The sequence below is a fragment of the Caecibacteroides pullorum genome (assembly GCF_019239235.1).
Lineage (GTDB): Bacteria > Bacteroidota > Bacteroidia > Bacteroidales > Bacteroidaceae > Bacteroides > Bacteroides pullorum.
The window spans coordinates 1-10,872 of the sequence record NZ_JAAZTS010000041.1; the positions used below are offsets into that span (position 1 = coordinate 1).

At 47.3% G+C, this 10,872-nt stretch carries 9 protein-coding genes; 8 read left to right on the forward strand and 1 reads right to left on the reverse strand.

Annotation, left to right across the window (positions count from 1 at the left end; translation table 11 throughout):
• The first annotated feature begins 64 nt into the window (after positions 1 to 64).
• Positions 65 to 1,840 (forward strand): oxaloacetate decarboxylase, encoded by a 1,776-nt coding sequence (locus tag HF894_RS14605; protein ID WP_204973332.1) that lies wholly within the window; start codon positions 65 to 67, stop codon positions 1,838 to 1,840.
• A 126-nt stretch (positions 1,841 to 1,966) separates the two neighbouring features.
• Here the strand turns inward: HF894_RS14605 and HF894_RS14610 are convergent, their stop codons facing one another.
• Positions 1,967 to 3,175 carry a BamA/TamA family outer membrane protein gene (locus tag HF894_RS14610; RefSeq protein ID WP_204973334.1) on the reverse strand — a complete coding sequence of 403 codons (1,209 nt, stop codon included), beginning with the start codon at positions 3,173 to 3,175 and terminating at the stop codon, positions 1,967 to 1,969.
• Positions 3,176 to 3,271: 96 nt separating this feature from the next.
• Here HF894_RS14610 and HF894_RS14615 point away from each other — a divergent pair, with 96 nt between their 5' ends.
• The 7 genes from HF894_RS14615 (at position 3,272) to nqrF (ending at position 10,741) form a co-directional block, all read left to right on the forward strand.
• Positions 3,272 to 4,669, forward strand: coding sequence for a C1 family peptidase (locus HF894_RS14615; protein ID WP_204973336.1), 1,398 nt, complete (start codon positions 3,272 to 3,274; stop codon positions 4,667 to 4,669).
• Between the two features lie 206 nt (positions 4,670 to 4,875).
• Complete coding sequence (locus HF894_RS14620; protein WP_204973338.1) at positions 4,876 to 6,225, forward strand: Na(+)-translocating NADH-quinone reductase subunit A; 1,350 nt, start codon at positions 4,876 to 4,878, stop codon at positions 6,223 to 6,225.
• A gap of 38 nt (positions 6,226 to 6,263) precedes the next feature.
• Positions 6,264 to 7,427: an NADH:ubiquinone reductase (Na(+)-transporting) subunit B gene (locus HF894_RS14625; protein WP_204973340.1), complete on the forward strand. Its 1,164-nt coding sequence runs from the start codon at positions 6,264 to 6,266 to the stop codon at positions 7,425 to 7,427.
• Positions 7,428 to 7,455: 28 nt separating this feature from the next.
• Positions 7,456 to 8,142 (forward strand): Na(+)-translocating NADH-quinone reductase subunit C, encoded by a 687-nt coding sequence (locus HF894_RS14630; protein WP_021847725.1) that lies wholly within the window; start codon positions 7,456 to 7,458, stop codon positions 8,140 to 8,142.
• A 6-nt stretch (positions 8,143 to 8,148) separates the two neighbouring features.
• On the forward strand, positions 8,149 to 8,784 hold the full coding sequence (locus HF894_RS14635; RefSeq protein WP_021847724.1) for an NADH:ubiquinone reductase (Na(+)-transporting) subunit D: 636 nt from the start codon (positions 8,149 to 8,151) through the stop codon (positions 8,782 to 8,784).
• A 40-nt stretch (positions 8,785 to 8,824) separates the two neighbouring features.
• Entirely contained in the window at positions 8,825 to 9,451 is a 627-nt protein-coding gene (gene nqrE, locus HF894_RS14640; protein ID WP_021847723.1) for an NADH:ubiquinone reductase (Na(+)-transporting) subunit E, read from the forward strand.
• Between the two features lie 21 nt (positions 9,452 to 9,472).
• Entirely contained in the window at positions 9,473 to 10,741 is a 1,269-nt protein-coding gene (gene nqrF, locus HF894_RS14645; protein WP_204973342.1) for an NADH:ubiquinone reductase (Na(+)-transporting) subunit F, read from the forward strand.
• Positions 10,742 to 10,872: the final 131 nt, after the last annotated feature.

Sequence of the window (10,872 nt, forward strand, 5' to 3'; positions counted from 1 at the left end):
AAACCGCTATATTTGTATATGTTAAGTTAACCCAAAGAAAAAGAATCACTAATACCTGACTACAATGAAAAAAGAAATTAAGTTCAGTCTTGTCTACAGAGACATGTGGCAATCCTCCGGTAAGTATCAACCAAGAGTGGACCAACTGGTTCGCATTGCTCCATTGATTGTCGAGATGGGCTGTTTTGCAAGAGTGGAAACCAATGGCGGAGCTTTCGAGCAGGTGAATCTGCTTTATGGTGAAAATCCGAACAAAGCCGTGCGTGCTTTTACCAAGCCTTTCCATGAAGCTGGAATCCAAACCCACATGCTGGACCGTGGACTGAACGCCTTGCGTATGTATCCTGTGCCAGCTGATGTGCGCCGCCTGATGTATAAAGTAAAGCACGCACAGGGTGTAGACATTACCCGTATCTTCTGCGGATTGAACGAAACTCGCAATATCATTCCTTCCATTCAATATGCTTTGGAGGCAGGTATGATACCACAGGCTACACTCTGTATCACCTATTCGCCGGTTCATACCGTAGAATATTATACCGAAATTGCCGATAAGTTGATTGAAGCGGGTGCACCTGAAATCTGCCTGAAAGATATGGCCGGTATTGGCCGCCCGGGCATGTTGGGGCGTCTGACCAAAGCTATCAAGGAGCGGCATCCCGAGGTTGTTATCCAGTATCACGGTCATAGCGGTCCGGGCCTGTCGATGGCTTCTATCCTCGAAGTATGTGAAAACGGTGCTGATATTATCGACGTGGCTATGGAGCCGATGTCGTGGGGTAAGGTACATCCTGACGTGATTTCTGTGCAAGCCATGTTGAAGGATAAGGGTTTCCAGGTGCCCGAAATTAACATGAAAGCCTATATGAAGGCACGTGCCATGACGCAGGAATTTATCGATGACTTCCTGGGCTATTTTATGGATCCTACCAATAAACATATGTCTTCCCTTTTGTTAAAGTGTGGATTGCCGGGTGGTATGATGGGTTCGATGATGGCCGACTTGAAGGGAGTGCATTCAGGTATCAACATGATTTTGAAGAGTAAGAATCAGTCGCCCATGAGCATTGACGATCTGTTGGTGATGCTGTTCGATGAAGTGGAATACGTATGGCCTAAATTAGGCTATCCTCCGTTGGTTACTCCGTTCAGCCAGTATGTCAAGAATGTGGCGCTGATGAACGTGATGCAGCTTGTCAAAGGTGAAGAGCGCTGGACGATGATTGACAACCACACTTGGGACATGATTCTTGGTAAGAGTGGACGTCTGCCAGGAGCACTGGCGCCTGAGATTGTGGAACTGGCTAAAGAGAAAGGTTATGAATTTGTGGATACCGATCCGCAGGCCAACTACCCTGATGCTTTGGATCAGTATCGCAAAGAAATGGATGAAAACGGTTGGGAATATGGCGAAGACGATGAAGAATTGTTTGAACTGGCCATGCATGACCGTCAGTACCGTGACTATAAATCGGGTGTTGCCAAGAAGCGTTTCGAAGAAGAGCTGATGCGTGCCAAAGACGCGGCTTTGTCTAAGGGAGCTGTATCGGAAGAGGAAGTGAAGAAACTGAAGCGCGCTAAAGCAGATCCGGTGGTTGCACCCTCTAAGGGACAGGTTCTTTGGGAAGTTTCCGTAGATGGTCCTTCGTTGGCACCGTTTGTCGGACGCAAATACCAACACGATGAGGTATTTTGTTACATTTCTACTCCATGGGGTGAATATGAGAAAATATATACCGGATTTACGGGACGTGTTGTAGAAGTTTGCGCTCAACAGGGAGCTGTGGTCAACAAGGGCGACGTGATAGCCTACGTTCAGCGCAGTGATATTTTTGCATAATCTGTTGTTTCATGGTCGGTTATCGATAGGTGTTGGCATGTATTAGTTGTGCATGTGGTAAAAAGCTTGTAGATAGCAACAGATTGGGAGAGTGCATCAATGGGATGCACTCTCTTTTTTTATGTTTTAGAACGCTTCTGTCATGTTGAAGTAGAACAGCGTCTGGTTGTTTACTGTATTCTTGCCCAAATCCAGGCGGACATTCATACGAGGTTGCACTTCGATGCGAAGGCCGACACCGTAGTTAGGTAGTACACCTTCTATTTTAGTGGGAGTGGGGCCCATGAATCCACATCCACCCCATACTACGAAGCCCAGATGGTTGATTACGCGTTTCAACCAGGTCTCTTGATCGGTATTCAGCATCTGTCGGTATTCAGCCATCACGATGTGCGATGATTTGTCGCGATACTGTCCTTGATAATAGCCTCGGAGGTCGAAAGGAGTACCTGTCAGGGAGTATTGTGTCAAGGGTATATTGTTGCCGAATACATTTTTGGTTTGAGCTGTCCAGGCGATAACCTTGCGTTTGCCTACCTCTTTGTATTGGCGGTAGTCCAGTTCTAGACGATAGAAGTTGTGTTCACTTCCGAATATTTTGTGATACATCATTCCACGGAAATCCAGATAGATACCTTTATAGGCATTGGCTGGAACGTCGCGGCTATCGTATGTCAACAGGAAACCCAGACCGGAATTGAAGTTCTTGTATCCGTGGGCGGTTCCGCCTGCTTCCTGGTATGACTGGTTTTCTACCAAGCCTTTAGCAGGTTTGGTGAAATGATCGTAGTTGATGTCAATCTGTGGACCTGCGAAGAAATCGCTTTCACCCAGTCGAAACAGAAACCAGGGATTGATCTGTACGCCGCTGTATCGGTATTGGCTGGTTGAGTCGCTTCGAATGTAGTCTCTGTTGGTCGTATAGCCGATATCGTAATAATTTTCCACCGTGTTTTTGTAACTGAACTTACCAAAAAGACGGAAACGGTCGTGTTTAAAGAATAATTGTGGCTTGGAGAATATGTTGATTCCTCCATCGAACATGAAGGCCAGGGCTATTGGTACCACCGACCGTTTCAGGGTTGTGTCTTGAGGATTCAGGCTGAATGTCATCAAGGCACTTCCGCCTACCAGCAGGCCAAAGTCCGGTGAGTAGCTCGGACCGCCGAGGATGTTATAGTGGAAATTACGGTTCGCTTTCTTGAGCTTTCGCAATTCTTTTTTGCTGAGGGGCGGGGTACTGTCGTTAACGGCTGCCGTATCGTTCTGTTGTTGTGCCTGTACGCCGGTCGCCACTAGCGTAAACAGAAGCAGAATGGTTATTAAATTCTTCATACTTGTTGGAAATGTGATGCAAAGGTACTAAAAATCTCAGAAATAGTTAATATCTTTGTCATTGTTAACATTGTAATTTAAATTGTATTGCTACAGATGAAAAAACAAATGATTTCTGTGATTGTTCTGTGTGCAGGCCTGTTAAGTGTACAGGCTCAGGACAAGAATGGGGGTATCAGTCCGGAAATGCTGGGACAGATACGCCAGAGCTATCAAGATACGGCTTCTGATAAAGCCTTGCGTAATGCCATCGGCAGTAACAGCATCAAGTCTTTAACTCTGAATCAGGAGAAGCAGGTAGGGATTGATACAGATTTCTCTGTTAAAGTGGAGTCCAAGGGGATTACCGACCAGCAGTCGTCAGGACGATGCTGGCTTTTTACGGGGCTGAACGTGATGCGTGCCAAGGCTATTGCACGTTTCGGCCTGCCGGGATTGGAATTCTCGCAAACGTATTCGTTTTTCTGGGATCAGCTGGAGAAGTCCAATCTGTTCTTACAGGGTATTATTGATACGGCTGAAAAGCCGATGAACGACCAGACGGTAGAGTGGCTCTTCAAACATCCTTTGAGCGATGGAGGTACGTTTACCGGCGTAGCCGATATTGTAGGGAAATACGGACTTGTTCCCAAAGAAGCCATGTCTGAAACTTACAGTAGTGAGCATACGAGTCTTATGTCGTCGCTCATCGGGCTCAAATTGAAGGAATACGGTTTGTCTTTGCGCGAGATGGTGCAGAAAGGGGCCAGTGTTTCCGATTTGGAGAAGGCAAAGACCGAAATGCTGGGTATCGTTTACCGCATGTTGGCTTTGAATTTGGGAGTACCTCCTACATCTTTCGACTATGTGCGAAGGGATGCGCAGGGCAGACGTGTGGAAGTGGAGCACCACACTCCGATGTCCTTCCTCGAGAAATACGGTGATACCGGTTTGCTCACCAACTACGTGATGGTTATGAACGATCCTAGCCGGGAGTATTACAAATGTTATGAGATTGAGTATGACCGTCATCGTTACGACGGCCGCAATTGGACTTATGTCAATCTCCCTGTCGAGGAAATCAAGGAGATGGCCATTGCTTCGCTGAAGGATAGCACGCGGATGTACTTCTCGAGCGACGTTACCCAGCTGGATGCCAAGCGCGGTTATCTGGATGTCGACAATTATGACTATGGTTCGCTGTTCGGTGTGACGTTTGGTATGGACAAGAAACAGCGTATCCAGACGTTTGCCAGCATGTCGGCCCACGCCATGACGCTGATGGCTGTAGATCTGGACGAAGATGGAAAGCCTGTGAAATGGATGGTGGAAAATAGCTGGGGAGCCGCATCCGGTTATCAGGGGCATCTGATTATGACAGACCGATGGTTCGACGAATACATGTTCCGCCTGGTGGTGGAGACCAAATATGTCCCTGAAAAAGTAATGAAGCTCTTCAAGCAGAAGCCCATCCGTTTACCGGCTTGGGACCCCATGTTTGCAGAAGAAAATTAAACCTCTGTTACCGTTTTCCAGAGTGCCACTTTAGCGCCGTAAAGCTCTTCTTTACGAGTCTAAAGTGGCACTTTACTTTCTTCGTGTTCGTTAACGGAGCCCATTACGGAAATTTCTCCGTATTTCCTCTCTTATTTCCTCTTAAATCACATTCTTTTTTGCTAATTTTGCAGCAAATTAATGAAACCATTATTTTAAATCAACACATGGCAAATGTAATTAAGTTACGTAAAGGCCTTGACATTAACCTGAAGGGCAAAGCTGCCGAAGAGTTCTTCTCTGTGAAAGAACCGGGATTCTATTCACTTGTTCCCGATGATTTTACCGGAATTACTCCCAAGGTGGTGGTCAAAGAGCAGGAATATGTGATGGCCGGGGGACCCTTGTTTATCGACAAGAACCATCCTGAATTAAAATTTGTTTCACCCGTAAGTGGTGTAGTGACGAGCGTAGAACGAGGTGCACGCCGTAAGGTGATGAACATTGTCGTTGAGGCTGCCACAGAACAAGACTATGAGGAATTCGGCAAGAAGGATCCGTCGAAGATGGATGCCGCGCAGGTCAAAGAACTGCTGCTCAATGCCGGAATGTTTGCTTTCATCCGTCAGCGTCCGTATGATGTAATTGCGGATCCGACTGTGGAACCGAAAGCAATTTTTGTTTCTGCTTTCGACAGCAATCCGTTGGCGCCCGATTTCGAGTTTGCGCTGAAGGGTGAGGAAGCTAACTTCCAGACAGGTCTTGACGCTTTGGCTAAGATGGCCAAAACTTATCTGAGTATCAGTGTGAAGCAGAAGGCTGCTGCTCTGATGCAGGCCAAGAATGTGACCATCACAGCTTTCGACGGTCCGCATCCGGCCGGCAATGTCGGTGTGCAGATCAATCATATTTCGCCTATCGCAAAGGGTGAGACGGTGTGGACTATCGGTGCCGAAGCCGTTATCTTCATTGGCCGTCTGATGAACACCGGCCGTGTAGACATGACCCGTACGGTAGCTGTAACGGGCAGTGAGGTGAAGAAACCCGCTTACTGCAAGCTGAAAGTCGGTGCTCTGCTTACCAACATATTCCAGGGTAATGTAACGACTGGCAAAGAACTGCGTTATATCAGCGGTAATGTACTGACAGGTAAGAAAGTTTCTCCCAACGGTTTTCTGGGTGCTTTCCACAACCAGCTGACCGTGATTCCCGAAGGTGACGACGTACACGAAATGTTGGGTTGGATCATGCCTCGTTTCAATCAGTTCAGTGTGAACCATTCTTATTTCAGCTGGCTGATGGGTAAGAAGGAATATGTGTTTGATGCCCGTGTGAAGGGTGGTGAACGCCACATGATCATGTCCAATGAGTACGACCGTGTATTCCCGATGGATATCTATCCCGAATATCTGGTGAAAGCCATCATTGCAGGTGATATCGACCGTATGGAAGCTTTGGGTATCTACGAAGTGGCTCCCGAAGACTTTGCCCTGTGCGAGTTTGTATGTTCGTCCAAGGTGGAAGTTCAGCGCATCGTACGTGCCGGACTCGACATGCTTCGTGCTGAAATGGCATAAATTGTAAGTTGTAAATTGCTAAATCGAAAATAAATTAAATGAAAGCGTTAAGAAATTATCTCGACAAGATAAAGCCGAACTTTGAAGAGGGCGGCAAATTCCACGCATTTCGCTCGGTGTTCGACGGTTTCGAAACATTCCTGTTCGTACCTAATACCACCTCGAAATCGGGAACGCATATTCATGATGCCATTGACAGCAAGCGTATCATGTCGATGGTGGTCATTGCGTTGATACCGGCTTTGCTGTTCGGTATGTACAACGTGGGTTATCAGCACTTCCGTGCTACGGGCATCGAAGGAAGCTTCATCGAATTGTTCGGCTATGGTTTCCTGGCTGTATTGCCCAAAATCATTGTATCTTATGTAGTGGGTCTGGGTATCGAATTTGTGGTTGCCCAGTGGAAGAATGAGGAAATTCAGGAAGGTTTCCTGGTATCTGGTATTCTGATCCCGATGATTGTGCCAGTGGATTGTCCTTTGTGGATGCTGGCCATTGCCACAGCATTCTCTGTAATCTTTGCTAAGGAAGTATTTGGTGGTACGGGTATGAACGTGTTCAACGTGGCTCTTATCACTCGTGCTTTCCTGTTCTTTGCTTATCCTACGAAGATGTCCGGTGATGCCGTATGGGTTTCTGGTGACTCGATCTTCGGTCTTGGCCAGACGGTAGATGGCTTGACCGTGGCTACTCCTCTGGGCATTGCCAAGACTTCGCCCGTTGCTCCCGATTTCTCTTGGGACATGGTGACGGGTTTGATACCGGGTTCTATTGGTGAGACAAGTGTGATAGCCATTGCCATTGGTGCCGTTATTCTTTTGTGGACAGGCATCGCCAGCTGGAAGACCATGCTTTCTGTATTTGTGGGAGGGGCGTTGATGGCTTGGATATTCAATGTGGCAGGTCCTGATACGGCTGTGGCCCACATGCCTTGGTATGAGCACTTGGTGTTGGGCGGTTTTTGCTTTGGTGCCGTGTTTATGGCTACTGACCCTGTTACTTCAGCTCGTACGGAGACGGGCAAATATATCTATGGTCTTCTTATCGGTGCCATGGCCATCATCATCCGCGTGCTCAATCCGGGTTATCCTGAGGGCATGATGCTCGCCATCCTGCTGATGAACATCTTTGCCCCGCTCATTGACTATTGCGTGGTGCAGAGCAACATCAACCGCCGTGCCAAACGTGTGGCCGCCAAATAAGTCTAACCATTAAAACCGAACGTTTGATATGAATACTAATAGTAATAGTTATACTATGATTTATGCTTCGGTAATGGTTATTATCGTTGCATTCCTGCTGGCATTTGTCAGCTCTTCGTTGAAAGCTACGCAAAACAAAAATGTGGAAATGGACACGAAGAAGCAGATACTTGCCGCTCTGAACATACGTGGCGTGGCCGATCCTGACGCCGAATACAGCAAATACGTGAAGGATATGCTGATGAACGAGGACGGTACGCTGACCGAGAATACAGGTGCCTTTGCCACCGGTTATGAGAAAGAAGTGAAGGAGAACAACCGCCTGCATGTGTTTGTAGCCGAGATTGACGGCGCTAAGAAGTATGTTTTCCCTGTATATGGTACAGGCCTTTGGGGAGCCATTTGGGGGTACATCGCCTTGAATGACGACAAGGATACAGTGTACGGTACTTACTTCTCACATGCTAGCGAGACTCCAGGTTTGGGAGCCGAGATCGCGGGTGAGACTTTCCAAAACGAGTTCAAGAATAAGAAGACGTTAGAAAATGGCGAGGTAACTCTGGGGGTAGTGAAGTTTGGTAAGATTGAGAAACCCGACTATCAAGTAGACGGTATCTCCGGAGGTACTATTACCTCTGTGGCCGTGGACGCCATGATAAAGAATTGCTTAGGCAACTACAAGAAGTTTTTAACCAATAATGAGGGGGAGGAATAATAGACTATGGGACAATTGTTTTCAAGTAAAAATAAAGAAGTGTTCGCCACACCGCTGGGCATGAACAATCCTGTCACCGTGCAGGTGTTGGGTATCTGCTCCGCATTGGCCGTAACCGCTAAGTTGGAGCCGGCTATTGTGATGGGACTTTCCGTAACCGTCATTACGGCATTCTCCAATGTAGTGATTTCACTTATCCGCAAGACCATTCCCAACCGTATCCGTATCATCGTGCAGTTGGTAGTAGTGGCCGCGCTGGTAACTATCGTGAGTGAGATTTTGAAGGCGTTCGCTTATGATGTGAGCGTGCAGCTTTCTGTATATGTAGGTTTGATTATCACGAACTGTATTTTGATGGGACGTTTGGAAGCTTTTGCCATGATGAACGGTCCGTGGGAGTCATTCCTCGATGGTTTGGGTAACGGGTTGGGCTATGCCAAGATTTTGATTATTGTGGCGTTTATCCGCGAGTTGCTTGGATCGGGCACGTTGCTCGGTTTCAACATCCTGAACTATGAGCCTATCAAGAATATGGGTTACGTGAACAACGGCTTGATGCTGATGCCTCCGATGGCGCTTATCATCGTGGCATGCATCATCTGGTATCAGCGTGCCCATCATAAAGAGTTGCAAGAGAAATGATTTCTTGGATAGAAAACGAATAAAATAGAAATATCATATTATGGGAGAATTTTTTAGCTTACTCGTCCGCTCCATTTTCGTGGACAACATGATATTCGCCTTTTTCCTCGGCATGTGTTCATACTTGGCTGTGTCGAAGACGGTGAAGACATCCGTGGGCTTGGGTATCGCCGTGACTTTCGTGCTGGTGGTGACCCTTCCCGTCAACTATTTGTTACAGACCAAGGTGCTGGGTCCTGATGCTATTATCGAGGGGGTTGACCTCAGCTTCTTGAGCTTTATCCTGTTTATTGCGGTTATCGCCGGTATCACTCAGCTGGTGGAAATGATTGTAGAGCGTTTCACTCCTACGCTTTACGCCCAGCTTGGTATTTTCCTCCCGCTGATTGCTGTAAACTGTGCCATCATGGGTGCTTCGCTCTTCATGCAGCAACGCATCAACTTGGGCGCAAGTGATCCGAAGTACATTGGTAGCGTTTCCGATGCTATCTCCTATGCCCTTGGCTCAGGAATTGGCTGGGCATTGGCTATCATTGGGTTGGCTGCCGTGCGCGAGAAGATGGCTTACTCCGATGTTCCTGCTCCTCTGAAAGGTCTGGGCATCACGTTCATCACCGTGGGCCTTATGGCTATGGCGTTTATGTGTTTCTCTGGTTTGAACATTTAATTAAAGAAAGGAGCGTAACAAATGGATATGAATTTGATATTGGCAAGCGTGGGGGTATTCCTTGTGGTAATCCTGCTGCTTGTGGTAATCCTGCTGGTAGCCAAGAACTATCTTGTGCCGTCAGGTAACGTGAAACTAACTATCAATGGCGAGCGTGAATTGGAAGTGGCTTCTGGAGGCACGTTACTCAATACATTGGCTGTCAACGGTGTGTACCTTTCTTCCGCATGCGGCGGCAAAGGCTCGTGCGGGCAATGTAAGTGTCAGGTACTTGAAGGAGGTGGGGAAATCCTCCCCTCTGAGGTACCCCACTTCAGCCGTAAGCAGCAAAAGGATTATTGGCGCTTGGGATGCCAGGTGAAGGTGAAAGGCGACATGAGTATCAAGGTGGCCGAGAGCGTTCTTGGCGTGAAGGAATACGAGTGTACCGTCATTTCTAACAAGAACGTGGCTACGTTCATCAAGGAATTCAAGGTACAGCTTCCCGCTGGTGCCCACATGGACTTTATCCCTGGTTCGTATGCGCAGATTAAGATTCCTACTTTTACGATAGACTATGATAAGGACATCGACAAGAGCCTGATAGGAGATGAATATCTGCCCGCATGGCAGAAGTTCAACATGTTCTCGTTGAAGTGCGTCAATCCTGAACCTACTGTACGTGCTTATTCTATGGCTAACTATCCCGCCGAGGGCGATGTATTCATGCTGACTGTGCGTATTGCTACTCCTCCGTTCAAGCCCGATCGTAGCGGCTTTATGGATGTAAATCCGGGTATTGCTTCTTCTTACATCTTTACCCTGAAGCCGGGTGACAAGGTTATCATGAGTGGTCCTTACGGTGACTTCCATCCGCATTTCGATTCCAAGAAAGAAATGATTTGGGTTGGTGGTGGTGCCGGTATGGCTCCGCTCCGTGCACAGATCATGCACATGACCAAGACATTGAATACACGCGATCGCGAAATGCACTATTTCTACGGAGCTCGTGCCTTGAACGAAGTGTTCTATCTGGATGACTTCCTCGGACTTGAGAAGGAGTTCCCCAACTTCCATTTCCATTTGGCACTCGACCGTCCCGATCCTGCCGCCGATGCAGCAGGCGTGAAGTACACTCCGGGTTTTGTTCACACCGTTATGTACGACACTTATCTGAAGGATCATGAAGCTCCTGAAGATATTGAATATTACATGTGCGGTCCTGGTCCGATGTCTAAGGCTGTAGTCAACATGCTTGATAGTCTGGGTGTCGAATCTGCTAGCATTATGTACGATAATTTCGGCGGATAATTCGTTTATCCCGGTTAATAATAAGAAAGAGGGTGTGTCGTAATACGCGATTCACCCTCTTTTCTTTATCAACGATAAGAGCGTTGTTAACTTTTTCAAGCAGCGATATTCTGAAGATAATCTCGATATTT

Excerpts from the sequence above, each read along its gene's own strand:
- HF894_RS14605 (WP_204973332.1), top strand. The coding sequence starts at position 65 with ATGAAAAAAGAAATTAAGTTCAGTCTTGTCTACAGAGACATGTGGCAA.
- HF894_RS14610 (WP_204973334.1), bottom strand. The coding sequence starts at position 3,175 with ATGAAGAATTTAATAACCATTCTGCTTCTGTTTACGCTAGTGGCGACC.
- HF894_RS14615 (WP_204973336.1), top strand. The coding sequence starts at position 3,272 with ATGAAAAAACAAATGATTTCTGTGATTGTTCTGTGTGCAGGCCTGTTA.
- HF894_RS14620 (WP_204973338.1), top strand. The coding sequence starts at position 4,876 with ATGGCAAATGTAATTAAGTTACGTAAAGGCCTTGACATTAACCTGAAG.
- HF894_RS14625 (WP_204973340.1), top strand. The coding sequence starts at position 6,264 with ATGAAAGCGTTAAGAAATTATCTCGACAAGATAAAGCCGAACTTTGAA.
- HF894_RS14630 (WP_021847725.1), top strand. The coding sequence starts at position 7,456 with ATGAATACTAATAGTAATAGTTATACTATGATTTATGCTTCGGTAATG.
- HF894_RS14635 (WP_021847724.1), top strand. The coding sequence starts at position 8,149 with ATGGGACAATTGTTTTCAAGTAAAAATAAAGAAGTGTTCGCCACACCG.
- nqrE (WP_021847723.1), top strand. The coding sequence starts at position 8,825 with ATGGGAGAATTTTTTAGCTTACTCGTCCGCTCCATTTTCGTGGACAAC.
- nqrF (WP_204973342.1), top strand. The coding sequence starts at position 9,473 with ATGGATATGAATTTGATATTGGCAAGCGTGGGGGTATTCCTTGTGGTA.